Below are 16018 nucleotides of genomic sequence, written 5' to 3'. Positions count from 1 at the left end.
CCGTTAGTGTACCACTTCAGCCGTCAATTCTGCTTCCTGTGCTTCGATAGCCAACTGTTTCACTTCCATTATTCTGAAGAACGGATAATAGATTATTGTAGAAATAACAATCATGCAGCCTGACCAAATTGCCGCAGGAATGTTCCCGCCTGTGGCGAAATAGGCGTTAAGAATCGGCGGCATCGTCCAGGGGATCTGGAATACTGGCCTGCCAATAATGCCGAAATCCATCAGCAAATAAGAACAGGTACAAATTACCAGTGGCGCCACAATGAGCGGGAACATCATTATCGGGTTGAGCACCATCGGCACGCCAAAAATAACAGGCTCGTTAATACAGAAAATCGACGGGCCAAACGAGACGCGGCCAATGGATTTGTAGTAACGGCTTTTCGATAACAGCATTGCCAGCACTAACCCCATTGTGGCGCCCGAACCGCCCGCGCAGATAAAGAAGTTATAAAACCCTTCAGCGGTAATATGGGGAACGGGTTGGCCGCTGAGATAAGCCTGGGTATTTTCGGCAATAAACTTCAGGAATATCGGGCTGGTAATCCCGGAAAGCACGTTGGTTCCATGGATCCCGCAGCTCCACAGCAGCGAAATCAGTGCCACCAGAATGAGCATTCCTGGCAGCGTATCTAAACCGTGCACCAGCGGGCTGAGGATAAGGGTAAAGAAGCCGTTGATATCAAAATCCAGAATCACGCGCACAAACCACACCAGCGCCAGGCAAACCACCGCAGGCACCAGGCTGATAAACGATTGCAGCACGGCGGGAGGAACGCCTTCCGGCATACGAATATAGATTTTGTGAGTGATAAAAAACCGCACGGTATAAACCGTGAATATCGACAATATGATGGCTGAGAATAATCCCGCGGCCCCAAAATTATCGACGTTGATTTTATACTGGCTATCCAGCTGGGCGAGAATAAAGACCGACACGGTAATACAGCAACAGCTTAGCCCATCGAGGTTGTATTGTTTCGCCAGATTATAGCTAATGCCGATGGCGGCAATTAACCCGATTGCGCCAAATGTCGCCTGCACCGGAACGCTGAGTTTATTCGCATAACTGCCTAAAAACTCATGCCAGCCGGGGATGGGTAAATTCGCCACAATCAGGAACAGGCTTCCGGCAATAATAAACGGCAACGTAAAGGCGATACCGTTACGTATCGCCACCAGAATAACGTTATTGCCTATCTTCATTAAGACGGGAATGACTTTGTTTTCCAGAAAATGTTGCATGAAATATCCCTTTTAAAAGAAAATTATTCATCCGTGGAAAGTGAATATTGCGGTAAGAAATCCCGGTTAGCGGCTAAATAATCTTTGAGAATATTTTCCGCGACCGCCACCGATGGCACCAGCGGGTGTGCCGCCAGCGCCAGCAACGCGGTGTGTTTATTGCCAGTAATTGCCGCTTCAACCGTTAACTCTTCGAAAGCTTTTACGCTCTGAATTAGCCCGCGGATACGCGCCGGTAAGCGCCCGTAAGCCAGCGGGCGTGCGCCTTGCTTATCGATCACCGCATTGGTTTCAATCACCGCGTCATCGGGTAAATCAGGCGTGGTTCCGCGATTCGTGGTGTTGACCACGTGCACTTCTTTTTTGTTGTTATAAATCGAGCTAATAATCGAGCAGGCAGTGTCGGAATAATATGCGCCGCCACGGCTGGATAATTCTGGTGGTTTTTCGCAAAGTTCTGGGTTGCGATAAATATCAAACAGGCTCTTTTCAATTTGCAGCGAACGTTCGCCGCGCGTGCCGCCGTTGCGTAATTCTTCGAGTTCGTGCTGCACCATTTCCTGGTTTAACCAGAAATATTTTAAATAGGAGAGCGGGTAAAAATTTAGTGCGCGGATAAACTCGGCGGGCAGCCCAATATCGGGGATGTTTTTGAGCTTGTTGTCGCTCACGCCCTGGGCTAGTTTTTCAATAAAATCAGCGGTGACATCTTCGCCATACAACGTAATCCGGTCGGCAAAAATCAGATGATTTAGCCCCATGACTCGCGCATCAATGGCTTCGCGGCCCACGCCGTAAGCTTTGGCTACATCCATCATCATGCTGTTAGCACCGCTGCAAATCCCCAGCGATTTAATGGTGCTGTGTTTTGCAATCGCTTCGGTGACGATGCCCGCCGGATTGGTAAAGTTGATCAGCCACGCATCCGGGCACAGGGTTTCCATCTCTTTACACACATCCAGCAGAACCGGAATGGTGCGTTGCGCCTTCATAAACCCGCCGGGGCCGGTAGTTTCCTGGCCCAGCACGCCATAATGCAGCGGGATTTTTTCATCCTGAATGCGTGCTGCCAGTTGCCCGACGCGAATTTGCGTGGTGACAAAATCGGCATCTTTCAGCGCCTGCTTGCGGTCCGTTGTGAGATGAACCGTCATCGGGATGCCCGACTTTTTCACCATGCGTTGGGCGAGTTTCCCGACAATTTCCAGCTTTTCACGACCTGATTCGATATCCACCAACCAGAATTCACTGACCGGGAGTTCTGCATGCCTTCTGATAAATCCATCAATTAGTTCTGGCGTGTAGCCGGAACCCCCGCCGAGCGTGACAACTTTTAATGGTTTCATGATCGTTCCTTTCTTTTAACTGGCGTATGCCAGTTTGTGAAAAGGAAAGTATCACAACCGATTTGGGCAACAAGGGAGGTTAGTCACATAAATAACAGGGGAATAAGAAATAAAAAAATCCCCGACCTGGGGTCAGGGATTCTGTTTGCGAGGGGTTTCTGCGAGCATTATTCCAGGTAAAACACTTCTTTCAACTCGGCGCTCACCGGGCTGTTATCCGGGTTGCCTGGCATGATCTCGCTCATATGCTTCCACCAGCGCTGGCAAACTTCCGTTTGGGCAACGGCGTTCCAGCGGGCTTCGGACTCAATCTCTACCGAGGCAAAAAGCAGGTTGCGCGGCGCATCAAGATAAATGACGTAATGATGCGCACCATGCTGTTTCAACACCGCTTCCAGCTCAGGCCAAATTGGCGTGTGCCGACGTTGGTACTCTTCATGCGCATCAGGATTTACCTGCATCACAAACGCTTTGCGGATCATAGCGCCTCCAGGTACAGCTCGCGAACTTCATCGCGGGTAGCCTCGCGTGGGTTACATGGCGCGCAGGGGTCTGCAAGCGCGTTGTCCAACCAACCTTCGATATCAGCCGTTTTAATCCCAAGCTGGCTGAAACCGGATGGAATACCTACGCGAGCGGAAAGCGCGCGAATAGCGAGAATTGCCTCGAAACTGGCTTCTTCTTCGCTCATCGACAACGTATCCACACCCATCGCTGCGGCGACTTTCGCAAAACGCGAAACGGCTTTTGGACGGTTAAACGCTTCAATCACCGGCAGCAAAATCGCGTTACACACACCGTGCGGAAGATTGTGTGTCGCGCCCGGTTGGTGCGCCAGCGCATGAACCAGGCCAAGCCCGGCACTGTTAAACGCCATGCCCGCCAGATATTGCCCGTAAGCCATCATTTCACGCGCTTCGAGGTTATGCCCATCGTCGACCGCTTTCGGCAACCACTGGCTAATCAGACGGATAGACTCGAGCGCATTGGCATCGGTCAGCGGGTGCGCCGCGACAGAAACGTAAGCTTCGATGGCGTGAGTCAGCGCGTCCATACCCGTTGCGGCGGTGACGCTTGCCGGGATATCCAGCATGACGCTGGCGTCATCTACGGCGATATCAGGAATCAGGTTTGTATCGATAATCACTTCTTTCACATGGCGCACAGAATCGATGATCACCGCGTTACTGGTCATCTCCGCTGCGGTACCGGCAGTGGTGTTAATCGCCACCAGCGGAACGCCGGGATGGGTGACTTTACCCACGCCCGAATAAGCCGTTGATGGCCCTGGGTTAGCGGTCAGGATTTTCACGGCTTTAGCGGTATCAATCGGGCTGCCGCCGCCAAAGGCAATCAGGTAATCGCATTTTGCGGCCTGATACGCGGCAAATCCTTTTTGCACCAGTTCTTCAGTCGGGTTCGGGAACACTTCATCGAACAGTTCGTAAGAAAGCTGATGCGCGTCGAGCGCGCTAAACAGGCTGTCGAGCAGACCCATTTTCACGAGCTGCCCGTCGGTAATAATTAACGCTTTGCCCCAGGGTTTTGTGGCAATCAATTTCACCATATCGCCGATTGCGCCCGCGCCGTGCAGACTGATTTTGGGTAACGCCAACATAAAGCTCATAGCTATTCTCCATAATGATCGTTTTCCCTCACCCCGGCCCTCTCCCGAGGGGAGAGGGGGAAAAGGTAAAGAAAGAATGGCTGAAATCAAATTGCTCTCACCCCAGCCCTCTCCCAGAGGGAGAGGGGGAAAAGAGTTAAAGTTCTAAAGCACTGGCTAATGGATTGACGCCAAAGCGTTTGCCGAGCGCGATTAGCTCGTCACGGCTGATGGTTTGTTTCATGCCGCCCATAGAGATGACTTTGACCAGTACTTCCGCTGATTTTTCAGCGGTGTCGATAAGACCAAACGCTTCATCAAGCGTTGGGCCGCTACCAAACACGCCATGGAAAGGCCACAACACCAGCGAATGTTTTGCCATTTCGTCAGCGGTCGCGTTACCAATTTCATCAGTCCCTGGAACCATCCACGGCAGAATGCCGACACCATCCGGGAACACCACCAGACATTCGGTGCTGCCTTCCCACAGTTTGCGGGTGATGACGTCGGTGCGGTTTTCCAGCACGTAAGTCAGGGCAATCAGGTTGGTGGCGTGGCAGTGCATAATCACACGGTCTTTACCGCCAGTGGTTTTGATGCGCACGCTGTGCGACTGGAAGTGTGCTGCCAGTTCAGACGTTGGCACCGCTTCGTTCTCCAGTCCCCACAAAATGTGATAGCCCGTACCGTGGTTGTCCACTTTGACCACGCCAATATTTTCCGCCGGAGCAAGTTGCACGTTGCGGAAGAATTTACCGGAGCCGGTCACGATAAACGGCGTATTCGCCAGCTCAGGCATTGGCTGGCTCAGAGCGATGTAGCGCGGTACGGCGTGGAAGTCAGCCTGGAAAGGGGCGATGTCTGATTCATCCAGGCGCATCGTGATGTTGCCGCCGTTGCGCTCGTCCCAACCTTTCAGCCAGGCATCGCTAGTTGCTTTGATCATGCCTTCTACAAACCAGGCGTTAAGGATGTTCTGCATAGTCTTATGTTCCTTTAGTGTTTTTTCTTCCCCTCACCCTGGCCCTCTCCCAGAGGGAGAGGGGACTGATCGAGTTCCGCAGGTGGGTGAGGTGACTGTTTGGTTTTCCCCCTCTCCTGCGAGAGAGGGAATGGTTCGGTTTTCCCCCTCTCCTGCGGGTGAGGGAATGGTTCGGTTTTCCCCCTCTCCTGCGGGTGAGGGAATGGTTCGGTTTTCCCCCTCTCCTGCGGGAGAGGGAATGGTTCGGTTTTCCCCCTCTCCTGTGGGTGAGGGAATAGTTCGGTTTTCCCCCTCTCCTGTGGGTGAGGGAATGGTTCGGTTTTCCCCCTCTCCTGCGGGAGAGGGAATGGTTCGGTTTTCCCCCTCTCCTGTGGGAGAGGGCCGGGGTGAGGGCGAGAGCGAACTTAACCGCGCTGGCTCAACACCTCTTTCTCGTAACCGCGCACGGTCTTCAGCCACTGGGCATCAACCGGCGTGTCGTTGCGCTGGCAATACATTTCCCAGACCGCCGCCCATGGCAGTGATTTTTGTTCTTCCAGCAGGGCCAGACGAGCGGTGTAATCGCCTTCAAGTTCCAGTTGGCGCAGGGCTTCGGTCGGTTCCAGCAACGCACGCAGCAATGCTTTCTTCATGTTGCGAGTGCCGATAACCCACGCCGCGATGCGGTTGATCGAAGCATCGAAGAAATCCAGACCGATATGAACGCGGTCGAACAGGTCGTGGCGGATAATTTCGCTGGCGATCGCTTGTGTTTCGTCATCCAGCAGCACGACGTGGTCGCTATCCCAACGCACCGGACGGCTCACGTGCAGCAGCAGGCGCGGCACATACAGCATGGCGCTGGAAATTTTGTCGGAGATAACTTCGGTCGGGTGGAAGTGCCCGGCATCCAGACACAGCGCTGTCTGGCGGCTGGTCGCGTAACCGAAATAGAATTCGTTGGAGCCGACGGTGTAGCTTTCCGCACCAATGCCGAACAGTTTGCTTTCTACTGCGTCGATATGGTGTGCCGGATTGAGTTTTTCGCTCATCGCTTCATCCAGCGCGGCCACCAGGCGTTGACGTGGTGCCAGGCGGTCAATGGTGATGTCTTTCATGCCATCCGGGACCCAGATGTTCATCACTGACGGCGTGCCCAGCTGCTCGCCAAAGTACGCAGAAATTTTGCGGCTCGCTTTAACGTGGTCAATCCAGAACTGGCGAATTTCATCGTTAGCGTGGGACAGCGTAAAGCCGTCGGCGCTTAACGGGTGCGAGAAGCAGGATGGGTTGAAATCCAGTCCTAATTTGTTCGCTTTCGCCCACTCCACCCAGTTTTTAAAATGCTTAGGTTCGATCTTGTCGCGCGAAACCGGCTGCTCAGATTCCAGATAAATGGCGTGCAGATTCAGGCGTTTTGGGCCAGGGATCAGGCTTAATGCGCGTTCCAGGTCAGAGCGTAGCTCATCGGCATTACGCGCTTTGCCCGGGTAATTCCCCGTAGCCTGAATCCCACCGCTCAGCGCGCCTTCTGGGTTTTCAAAGCCCGCGACGTCATCGCCCTGCCAGCAGTGCATCGAAACCGGCAGGCGGTCGAGCTGAAGAAGTGCGGCTTCAACGTCAACACCGACAGCAGCAAAGCGCTGTTTTGCCAGTTCCCAGGCTGTTTCAAGAGATGTGGTCATGCGCAAAACTCCTTTCGTGTTTGAATATTCAGCGGCAACTGCGCGATATAACGGGCAATTTCGCTGTCGGTTTCGGGGTTAAAAGATTTCAGTTGATAGCTGGTGGCGACAATTTTTCGGAAGTCGTCGACATCAGTAATTTCGTCCAGCGCCATTAGCTGGCAGCCGATATTGCCAAGCGTTGAGGCTTCAATCGGCCCGGCGAGTACTGGAATACCGCAGGCATCGGCGCAAAGTTGGTTGAGTAATTCGTTCTGGCTGCCGCCACCTACAATGTGCAGGCAGCTAAACGGGCGGCCACGAACGGCGGCCAGTTCTTCCAGCGTTTTGGCATACAGCAGTGCCAGGCTGTCGAAAATACAGCGTGCGAGTTCGTTGTCAGTGAACGGAACCGGCTGGTTGCTTTCACGGCATGCCGCCTGAATTTCACGGCTCATGCTTTCAGGATTAATAAAACGATCGTCATTTGGATTGATGACAAACTTGCAAGCTGCCGTCTGTTTAGTGCGATCGATAAGATCCGCAAGATCGGTAATGCCCAGCTCTTTGATGACACGCTGCAACAACCACAGTCCCATAATATTTTTCAGGACACGGTAGCGCCCTTCCGCACCCCCTTCGTTGGTGATGTTGGCGGCTAATGCCGTGCTGTTGGCGTAAGGCGTTTTGCTCTCAAAGCCCATCAGCGACCAGGTGCCGGAAGAGAGATACGCGGCATCTTTGTCTTTGAGCGGTGCACCGATGACTGCGCTGGCCGTGTCGTGAGTGGCAACGCTCACCACCGGGATTTTGTTGCCTTCGCGGCAAATCCACTGGCCGATAACGCGGCCTGGGTGTGTCGGTTTACCAAACCATTTATGCGGAACACCTGCCCAGTCGAGCAGCGTTTCATCCCAGCTATCGCTGTTGATATTGACCAGTTGCGTAGTGGTGGCGTTGGTGTATTCCCAGTTCATCACGCCCGTCAGGCGGTAGCAAAAATAGTCGGGAATCAACAGCGCGTGTTCGGCGTTATCAAGCAACTCTGGCTGCTGTTCGACCAGCGCACGGAGCTGGTAAAGCGTATTGAACGGCAGAAACTGAATGCCGGTGCGGCGGTAAATATCTTCACGGCCAAGCTGATTGAAAGCGAGATCCATCACGCCATCGGTGCGGCTATCACGATAAGCCACAGGCAGCCCAACGCGGTTACCTTCACGGTCAATCAGCACATAATCCACACCCCAGGTATCGATACCGATGCTGTCGATTTTGATGCCTTCGTCGCAGGCTTTTTGCAGGCCAGTGCGGATTTCATGCTCCAGCGCATCAACGTCCCAGACGGTGAAACCCTCAGCCTGTTTTAAGTCGTTGGTGAAACGATGAATCTCACGCAGGCAGATGCTGCGGGAGTCACGTTCAAAGCGCGCCAGCATGACACGGCCACTTGATGCACCGAGGTCTACCGCAACACTGTGGCGTAGAGTCATTTTTGGGGTCCTTGCTAAATTAATTGGCTCCACTCTAAAAACTAACGCCCTCGCCCACCTTCTTGACACTGACAGCCCCCATCAGCCGCTGGCAAAATGGCAAAGATGAACGTGAGTTATGTCACAGATTGATACTTACACCCCCAAAAACCGGCCTGTGACGCTTGCCGCATTTCCTGATAATTCCCACCCTTTCTTAAAAAACGTGCAATTTTTAACTGATTTCGTGTCGAAATTTTAAGGTGCCGGGGAGCTTCGTTACTTACTATCAATCGACAATTAAAATGTTCCGGGGGTAATGATGGCGGTATTGCACGGTTTTGATTTTTTCCCATCAGGTCATTCATCCGTGGCGATCGAGCCACGTTTACCCCAGGGGGCATTCCCGGAACACCACCACGATTTTTATGAAATCGTTATTGTTGAACACGGCACCGGAACGCACGTTTTTAACGGCCAGCCCTACACGCTAAGCGGCGGCTCGGTCTGTTTTGTGCGTGACCACGACCGTCATCTATACGAACACACCGAAAACCTCTGTCTGACCAATATTCTGTATCGCGCACCTGATGCCTTCTGCTTTTTGTCCGGGCTGGATAAGTTGCTGCCGCAAGAACAAGACGGCAATTACCCGTCGCACTGGCGCGTGAACCAGCCGGTGCTACAACAGGTGCGTGGATTGATCGAGCAGTTTGAACAGGTTGGCGAAGCAGCGGATACCCACGCCGTGGCTAACCGTGAAATTCTGTTTATGCAGTTGCTGGTTTTGCTGCGCAAAGGCAGCATGATGGAAGGCGCGACCAACGCGGAAGGCCGATTAAACCAGTTGATGGCCTGGCTGGAAGAGCATTTCGCCGAAGAGATTTGTTGGGAGCAACTGGCATCGCAATTCACACTTTCCCTGCGCACCCTGCATCGCCAGCTAAAACAACAAACGGGTATGACGCCGCAGCGTTATCTCAATCGTTTACGTTTGATGAAGGCCCGCTATTTATTACGTCACGGCGAGGAAAGCGTCACAAATATCGCGTTTCAATGCGGCTTTGGCGACAGCAACCATTTTTCGACGCTTTTTAAACGCGAGTTTTCCTGGTCCCCGCGTGAGATTCGTCAGGGACGGGATACGGAACTTCAGTAATCGCGAACACAATCACCGTTTTATTTACCCAATAAGCCGATAATCTTCAGTTGGCTAAATTTTAGGATGGATAAGCGGTGACGAATCATTTAGTCCTCAAAAAAGCAGACTTCTTTGTCTCTGCCGCGCAACCCGTGGCGGTGGCAGACCGCTATCCGCAAAATGTTTTTGCCGAACATACCCACGATTTCTGCGAGCTGGTTTTGGTGTGGCGCGGCAATGGGCTGCATGTGCTGAACGACCGCCCTTATCGCATTACCTGCGGCGATCTGTTTTATATTCGCGCTGAAGACCGCCACAGCTACGAGTCGGTGAACGGTTTAGTCTTGCACAACATCATCTATTGCCCCGAGCGGCTAAAAATCAATGTCGACTGGGATGATTTACTGCATAGCGCGAGGGATGCGGGAAAAGATCCGCGCTGGCGGCTTTCCAGCCAGGGCATGGCGCAAGCACGTCAGTTAATCGTGCAACTGGAGCACGAAAGCGTGAAACCCGATGCGCTCTCGTTGTGTTTGACCGAAAGCCTGTTTCTACAACTTTGCATTACGTTGCGCCGCCACCGTTATCAAACCCAGGACGCCGCCGGGCCGGACAGCAGTGAAATATTGGATCTGCTAATGGCGGCATTGGGACAAAGTCTCGACACCCCTTTTGAGCTGACGCAGTTTTGCCACCAGCACCAAGTGGCAGAACGCCATTTACGCCAATTTTTCCGCCAGCAGACCGGCATGAGCATCAGCCAGTATTTGCGCCAGCTAAGGATTTGCCAGGCACAGGATTTACTGCGCAATAGCGAGCTCTTGGTTGGGAATATCGCCACCCGCTGCGGGTTTGAGGACAGTAATTACTTTTCGGTGGTGTTTACTAAAGAAACAGGAATGACGCCACGAATGTGGCGTCAGAGGTATGCGGTTGAAGTATGACGGGTATTTAATTCGCCATACCTAATCCGACGATATTCGCGGCAATAATTATTACCACACATCCCACGCTCAACACGCCAACCGGGCGCGTCCCTGCTGATTTCCACTCTTTCATAATCAAGCCAACCAACCCGCCGCACAGCACGTAGAAACTCATGTGCAACATCCAGCTCATGTAGTCGTACTGTGCCGGAATTCTGGCGTGGCCCCAGGCGTAGAAGAAGAATTGCAGATACCACATCAAACCGGCTAGTGCTGCAAACAGCACGTTGCTGATGATCAGCGGTCTTGCCAGTGAGAAGTCGGCTTTTATCGACAGGTTTTGCATTTTTGCCAGACGAATGAAGCAATAACCCAAGTTTATCACCGCGCCACCGCCCATGATGATGACGTAACTTGGCAGTGCCACGTAGAGCGGATCAACGCCCAGCGCGGCAGCGGCTTCATGCATTGGTTTTGCGGCGTCCATCGCAAAAGACATACCCGCCGAGAAGATGCCGCACATTACTGCCAGAATCAGCCCTTTTTTCAGGTTAAATTCTTCGGCTTTAATGCCCATTTGGCGCTCTTTAAGTTGCCCCGCACGGGTGACAATCGCCACGCCGACCAGCGCAACCAGTACACCCAGCAGCGTCATTCGCCCACCAGGCGTGCCAATCAGTACATCAAATTTTCCGGCAATAATTGGCGTCATTAAGGTGCCGACGATAAGCGTAATGCCAATCGCGATACCAATGCCCATCGACATGCCCAGGTAACGCATCGTCAGGCCATAGTTGATATTGCCGATCCCCCACATCGCGCCGAACAGGAACACCGGCAGCAAGGTAGATATATTAAACGAACCGTAGTAAGCCCAAAAATCAGGTAAAAGAAGGTAACTGACCAGCCAGGGCAATATTATCCAGGAGACAAAACCGCCAACCGCCCACATCGTTTCCCATGACCAGCGCTGTGCTTTCTTAAAAGGGGCGTAAAAGCAGGCGGCGCTGGCAGCCCCCACCAGATGCCAAACTATCCCCATCGTTATAGCGTTATCCATTATTTATCCCTCTGTTTTAACTAAAAAACGTAGGGGCGACAGCTCACTACCCCGAATCATCGAGTCTAAAGAGTGAGCAACGAGTGAACCTTCTATGTGCTGCCGCAGCAGGGGTAAAACTGGCAAAATTCAGGGGGTGCGATTGACGAGAGTCACAGTTCTTAATTTCCCCTCCACCCGATAGTCGAGTGGAGGTAACGCTAAAAGAATTAACAGATTTTTGCTGTTTTCACGCCCAGCAACCAGGCCAGTTTTTCCAGAATATCCCCCTGATGCCCGAGGCCAATTGCACAATGGTGTGCAGGCCCACCAAGGCTCCAGAGCGTGGTGAACTCGCGGGCAGATAACGGGAAGCGGTAGCGGCTGTTGGTGTTGCCGATATCCAGAACGTCGCCAGGAACGGCTTCGCCGTGGGCATACTGCAAACACACGCCGTTTTGCGCATCTTCAACGATGGAAAGGAATGTCACCGGGCCGGGTTTGACCGTCATCTGAATTGACACGCCTTTGCCCGGTTTGCCGTGATAAACCGGCAGCGGCACAAGGCGCACATTGCCTTGCGCCATCAGCGGATGCGCTGGACCATCGTGCCCCCAGAGCACCACGTCATCGGCAAATTCAATGCCATATGGCTCAGAGAACGAACCACCCGCGCCAAGCAACTGCTGGATTTTCATTGCCAGCACGTTTTTGATTTCATACTCCCCGGCGACCGGAATTCCACGCTGGGTGAGCAGCGTGTTGCCGAGAATAATCGAGGTAATGATGTTTTCGTAGGCGTTGCCGTTGCGCCCTTCATAGTAATAAGCCAGCGCACCGAGATGGTTGTTTTCAATCAGTTGGTCCATGGCGCAGGCGGTTTGCACGGCACGTTGCAGTTCGACTTTTTCACACGCCGCGTCAATTTGCAGCGACGCTTCCACTTCTTGCCATTTTTGGGCACAAGCATCAGCCGTGACCTGCTCGCGGTATTCCGCCAGTTCGCACATTTCCAGCGGCTTAAACCGCACGCCGAGTTTTGCACTCAGGTTGGTCATGTTGCTGTAAACGTCGACCATCCCGTCGTAATAGTGGCCCAGCACGCCGACCTGACACGCAGCCAGCCCTTGTTGCACCTCAAGTGCTTGTAACCATTGCGCGGTTTGCTGCCAGACGTGCTCGTCACCCTCTAGTGCACCGACGATAAGTTGGTAGCGAATACCCGCGCGATTGAATACGTTTGCCAGTTCCGGGGCGCTGCACGCCTGGCAATGTGCCAACCACTCGCCGGTGCGTTCACCACGGTCAGTCATATCGCGGATTTTTGCATACGGCAGGCCCAATTCTGGCTGGAGCGCCAAAATAATCACCGGCTTGTTAATCTTCTGCACCAGCGGCAAAACGGTAGAACTCAGGGCATAAGTGCTTATGTAAAGCACAATGGCATCAACAGGTTGCTGCTGGAGGTGTGTGGCGAAGGTATCGGCTTTGGCGACGCTATCAATAAGTCCGCCATTCATCACCGAAACATTCAGTTGTGCGAGGCGTTGATCGATGTGTTGTAGATAACCGGTGAGGCGCTGTTCAAGACCTGAAAATTGCGGCCAGTAGGTATCGAGTCCAATACCGAAAAGGGCGACATTAAGCGACATGATGATGCTCCAGGCAAAATAGAAGCATCGACTATCGCCTGAATGGCATCAGACGACCTTTGTGGTAATGCCAAATCCTGTGGAGGGTGGCAAAAAACGATTTATCCACCTGACAGTGCTCACATTTTCGCCATCATCACAATAAGTTATAACCTTATAAAAACTACGGCATTGATAATCATTTTCAATATCATTTAATTAACTATAATGAACCAACTGATTACGCGGCGTTAACAGGTTATGCGCCGTCCGATAATATAACCCAACCTTCTAAATGGAGATGAACATGAGTTATACACTGCCATCCCTGCCTTACGCTTACGACGCCCTGGAACCACACTTCGACAAGCAAACGATGGAAATCCATCACAGCAAACACCATCAGGCGTACGTGAATAACGCGAATGCAGCGCTGGAATCCCTGCCAGAATTCGCAAGCCTGCCAGTTGAAGAGCTGATCGCTAAACTTGATCAACTGCCAGCTGACAAGAAAACCGTTCTGCGTAACAACGCGGGCGGCCACGCTAACCACAGCTTCTTCTGGAAAGGCCTGAAAACCGGCACCACTCTGCAAGGTGACCTGAAAGCAGCCATCGAACGTGACTTCGGTAGCGTTGATAATTTCAAAGCAGAATTTGAGAAAGCAGCAGCAACACGTTTCGGCTCTGGCTGGGCGTGGCTGGTTCTGAAAGGCGACAAACTGGCTGTGGTTTCTACCGCAAACCAGGATAGCCCGCTGATGGGTGAAGCCGTTTCTGGCGTATCCGGTTTCCCAATCGTGGGTCTGGATGTGTGGGAACACGCTTACTACCTGAAATTCCAAAACCGTCGCCCTGACTACATCAAAGCATTCTGGGATGTGGTGAACTGGGACGAAGCAGCAGCTCGTTTTGCCGCTAAAAAATAAGTTGCATTGCAACTGCTGAGAGGCGAGCCTGATGGCTCGCTTTTTTTATATCTGTATTCAGGCCACAGGGAGGAGCAGATGCACTATCCACTCAACGTTTATATTGGCAAAATTCGTGAATATGCAGGCAGCAGGCCGAGCGCTATCGCCAAATACCAGGTCGACGGTGAGCTCAAACTCACTGAGCGGGGCCTGGAAGGCGATCAGCAAGCCGAAAAAATCATTCACGGCGGGCCGGATCGTGCGTTGTGCCACTATCCTCGTGAGCACTACCTCCACTGGGCACGCGAATTCCCTGAACAGGCCGAGCAGTTTACCGCCCCAGCTTTTGGCGAAAATCTCTCAACGCAGGGGCTGACTGAACACGATGTCTACATTGGTGATATTTTTCGCTGGGGCGACGCGCTGATTCAGGTCACGCAACCGCGCTCACCCTGTTTCAAGCTGAACTTCCATTTTGGTATCAGTGATATGGCCTCCCTGATGCAGAAGTCCGGGCGTATCGGCTGGCTTTATCGGGTGGTGCTGGCAGGAAATGTTTCGACGGATTTACCGCTGGAGCTGGTTTCTCGCGTGAGCGATGTTTCGGTGGCAGAAGCGATTGCCATAGCCTGGCATATGCCATTTGACGACGAGCAGTATCATCGCTTGCTTAGCGCGGCAGGGCTGTCGGTGAGCTGGACACGCACCATGCAGAAGCGCCGGATTTCTGGGAAGGTTGAAGATAATTCACGACGCTTGCTTGGTAAGTAATATTCAGGCTGGGGAGGAGCTCCCTCTCCAGTTTCCGGGAGTCCTTAATCATCTCGCAGTTGGAAATATCCCCACATCACGAGGATGAAATACAAAACCATCGGTAGTATAAAACTAATCCGCAACCCTATTTCGTCAATAATAACAGCCTGTAAATAAGGTATGATCGCACCACCAATTCCAGCCATGACCAAAACCGCGGCGGCAATATTTGCCAGATGAGATATTTCCTTTATACTACGACTGAAAATAACAGGGTACATGATAGCGTTTCCCAGCCCCGTCAGTAATAACAACACGCCCCCTATGCCATTATTGAAAAATATCGCCAGCATGACACAAAGTGAGCAGAATAAGGTTGCAAAGAGAAATGAATGGTAGATATTGAGTTTGTGAGCAAAGAATCCAAACAGTAAGCGTCCGGCTAACGCTCCACCCCAATAAATTGCGACTAAAGACATTGCCTGATCCATTTCCCACAATCCAATGGTAGACAGATAGTTTACGACACTGGTTGCCAAAGATACTTCAACACCAACATAACAAAAAATAGCAATTACACTAAATACAAAACATTTATACTTCCACAGTTCCAAAACTCTCTGATTTAAGCGTAACGGGCGCTCGACATCAGGTAATTTTACCGCAAAGCTAATCAATATCAGCAGGCCAGAAAATAAAGCCAGCGCCAACCATAATTGACTAATGGGTTCCTGATGGGCTGCAAGATTTACTGGGTTACGTTGCAGTAAAAAAGCGACAAAAAGAGGGCCCAGCGTCGTGCCCACTGAGTTCATAGCAGAAGCCAGGCTCAGGTTACCAGATCGTTTATGCGGAGCGCTAAGCAATGCCAGATAAGGGTTGGCGACTACCTGCATTGCGGATACGCCGATAGCCACCACGAAAACAGCCAACAAAGAACATGAGAATGAGTAACCCTGCAGTGCCAGGGCTAACGCCAGGCAGCCCAGCGCAGTGACTGCCAGTGAAATGCGTAATACAGTGCGATAACCCCAACGAGAAATGAGCGCTGAGCATGGCAAACAAGCAATAAAAGGCGCAAGATAAAATAAAACATTAATGAGTATAGCCTCTTGCCAGGATATCTTAAAATACTGATGAAAGAATAAAACCAGCGTGCTGTTTATCGCTGTAACACTCCCCCACAAAAAGAAAACCATGCCTGGCACAACTAATTTTTTGTTCATTCCCTTGCCCTTTCGACCTATTGTTTATTTATAGTGATCTGACGCTCAGACACAAAACTGAACGGATGATAAAATCATTACCATCGTGTGAG

General features: G+C 52.0%; 14 protein-coding genes. 4 read left to right on the top strand and 10 right to left on the bottom strand.

The genetic code is table 11. The annotated features are described in order from the left end of the window. Positions 1-3: 3 nt before the first annotated feature. The 7 genes from RHD99_RS01240 to rhaB form a co-directional block, all read right to left on the bottom strand. Positions 4-1254, bottom strand: a complete 1251-nt coding sequence (locus RHD99_RS01240; RefSeq protein WP_309877212.1) for a PTS sugar transporter subunit IIC — start codon at positions 1252-1254, stop codon at positions 4-6. A 23-nt stretch (positions 1255-1277) separates the two neighbouring features. Continuing rightward, positions 1278-2600 carry a 6-phospho-beta-glucosidase gene (locus RHD99_RS01235; RefSeq protein ID WP_309877211.1) on the bottom strand — a complete coding sequence of 441 codons (1323 nt, stop codon included), beginning with the start codon at positions 2598-2600 and terminating at the stop codon, positions 1278-1280. Between the two features lie 167 nt (positions 2601-2767). Then, positions 2768-3082, bottom strand: coding sequence for an L-rhamnose mutarotase (rhaM, locus tag RHD99_RS01230; protein ID WP_309877210.1), 315 nt, complete (start codon positions 3080-3082; stop codon positions 2768-2770). Beyond that, entirely contained in the window at positions 3079-4227 is a 1149-nt protein-coding gene (fucO, locus tag RHD99_RS01225; protein WP_309877209.1) for a lactaldehyde reductase, read from the bottom strand. Before fucO ends, rhaM begins: the two co-directional genes overlap by 4 nt. A gap of 136 nt (positions 4228-4363) precedes the next feature. Beyond that, positions 4364-5188: a rhamnulose-1-phosphate aldolase gene (gene rhaD / locus RHD99_RS01220; RefSeq protein ID WP_309877208.1), complete on the bottom strand. Its 825-nt coding sequence runs from the start codon at positions 5186-5188 to the stop codon at positions 4364-4366. 404 nt (positions 5189-5592) lie between these two features. Beyond that, complete coding sequence (locus tag RHD99_RS01215; RefSeq protein ID WP_309877207.1) at positions 5593-6852, bottom strand: L-rhamnose isomerase; 1260 nt, start codon at positions 6850-6852, stop codon at positions 5593-5595. Next, a complete protein-coding gene (rhaB, locus tag RHD99_RS01210) occupies positions 6849-8321 on the bottom strand; it encodes a rhamnulokinase (RefSeq protein ID WP_309877206.1) in 1473 nt (490 codons plus the stop codon). Before rhaB ends, RHD99_RS01215 begins: the two co-directional genes overlap by 4 nt. A 301-nt stretch (positions 8322-8622) precedes the next feature. On the opposite strand from rhaB, the gene rhaS reads away from it, so the two are divergent. Both rhaS and rhaR read left to right on the top strand, forming a co-directional pair. Then, positions 8623-9459 carry an HTH-type transcriptional activator RhaS gene (gene rhaS / locus RHD99_RS01205; protein ID WP_183272254.1) on the top strand — a complete coding sequence of 279 codons (837 nt, stop codon included), beginning with the start codon at positions 8623-8625 and terminating at the stop codon, positions 9457-9459. Between the two features lie 77 nt (positions 9460-9536). Continuing rightward, positions 9537-10385 (top strand): HTH-type transcriptional activator RhaR, encoded by an 849-nt coding sequence (rhaR, locus tag RHD99_RS01200; RefSeq protein WP_309877205.1) that lies wholly within the window; start codon positions 9537-9539, stop codon positions 10383-10385. 7 nt (positions 10386-10392) lie between these two features. Here the strand turns inward: rhaR and rhaT are convergent, their stop codons facing one another. Next, positions 10393-11427, bottom strand: a complete 1035-nt coding sequence (rhaT, locus tag RHD99_RS01195) for an L-rhamnose/proton symporter RhaT (protein ID WP_309877204.1) — start codon at positions 11425-11427, stop codon at positions 10393-10395. Between the two features lie 209 nt (positions 11428-11636). Beyond that, positions 11637-13058, bottom strand: a complete 1422-nt coding sequence (locus RHD99_RS01190) for an L-fucose/L-arabinose isomerase family protein (protein ID WP_309877203.1) — start codon at positions 13056-13058, stop codon at positions 11637-11639. A 286-nt stretch (positions 13059-13344) separates the two neighbouring features. Between RHD99_RS01190 and sodA the strand changes: the two genes are divergently transcribed. Then, on the top strand, positions 13345-13965 hold the full coding sequence (sodA, locus tag RHD99_RS01185) for a superoxide dismutase [Mn] (protein ID WP_034460735.1): 621 nt from the start codon (positions 13345-13347) through the stop codon (positions 13963-13965). Between the two features lie 78 nt (positions 13966-14043). Continuing rightward, positions 14044-14718, top strand: a complete 675-nt coding sequence (yiiM, locus tag RHD99_RS01180) for a 6-hydroxyaminopurine reductase (protein ID WP_374708453.1) — start codon at positions 14044-14046, stop codon at positions 14716-14718. Positions 14719-14762: 44 nt separating this feature from the next. On the opposite strand, the gene RHD99_RS01175 is transcribed toward yiiM, so the two are convergent. Further along, positions 14763-15926 carry an MFS transporter gene (locus RHD99_RS01175; RefSeq protein WP_309877201.1) on the bottom strand — a complete coding sequence of 388 codons (1164 nt, stop codon included), beginning with the start codon at positions 15924-15926 and terminating at the stop codon, positions 14763-14765. Positions 15927-16018: the final 92 nt, after the last annotated feature.

The organism is Buttiauxella selenatireducens, from assembly GCF_031432975.1.
GTDB classification, from domain to species: domain Bacteria; phylum Pseudomonadota; class Gammaproteobacteria; order Enterobacterales; family Enterobacteriaceae; genus Buttiauxella; species Buttiauxella selenatireducens.
Note: the sequence above shows the minus strand (reverse complement) of the source record. Positions and strands in the feature narration are given on the sequence as shown.

Coding starts and splice junctions, on each gene's coding strand:
- rhaT (WP_309877204.1), bottom strand. CDS start 11,427: ATGGATAACGCTATAACGATGGGGATAGTTTGGCATCTGGTGGGGGCT.
- RHD99_RS01175 (WP_309877201.1), bottom strand. CDS start 15,926: ATGAACAAAAAATTAGTTGTGCCAGGCATGGTTTTCTTTTTGTGGGGG.
- RHD99_RS01215 (WP_309877207.1), bottom strand. CDS start 6,852: ATGACCACATCTCTTGAAACAGCCTGGGAACTGGCAAAACAGCGCTTT.
- yiiM (WP_374708453.1), top strand. CDS start 14,044: ATGCACTATCCACTCAACGTTTATATTGGCAAAATTCGTGAATATGCA.
- fucO (WP_309877209.1), bottom strand. CDS start 4,227: ATGAGCTTTATGTTGGCGTTACCCAAAATCAGTCTGCACGGCGCGGGC.
- rhaB (WP_309877206.1), bottom strand. CDS start 8,321: ATGACTCTACGCCACAGTGTTGCGGTAGACCTCGGTGCATCAAGTGGC.
- rhaS (WP_183272254.1), top strand. CDS start 8,623: ATGGCGGTATTGCACGGTTTTGATTTTTTCCCATCAGGTCATTCATCC.
- RHD99_RS01240 (WP_309877212.1), bottom strand. CDS start 1,254: ATGCAACATTTTCTGGAAAACAAAGTCATTCCCGTCTTAATGAAGATA.
- rhaM (WP_309877210.1), bottom strand. CDS start 3,082: ATGATCCGCAAAGCGTTTGTGATGCAGGTAAATCCTGATGCGCATGAA.
- RHD99_RS01235 (WP_309877211.1), bottom strand. CDS start 2,600: ATGAAACCATTAAAAGTTGTCACGCTCGGCGGGGGTTCCGGCTACACG.
- sodA (WP_034460735.1), top strand. CDS start 13,345: ATGAGTTATACACTGCCATCCCTGCCTTACGCTTACGACGCCCTGGAA.
- rhaD (WP_309877208.1), bottom strand. CDS start 5,188: ATGCAGAACATCCTTAACGCCTGGTTTGTAGAAGGCATGATCAAAGCA.
- RHD99_RS01190 (WP_309877203.1), bottom strand. CDS start 13,058: ATGTCGCTTAATGTCGCCCTTTTCGGTATTGGACTCGATACCTACTGG.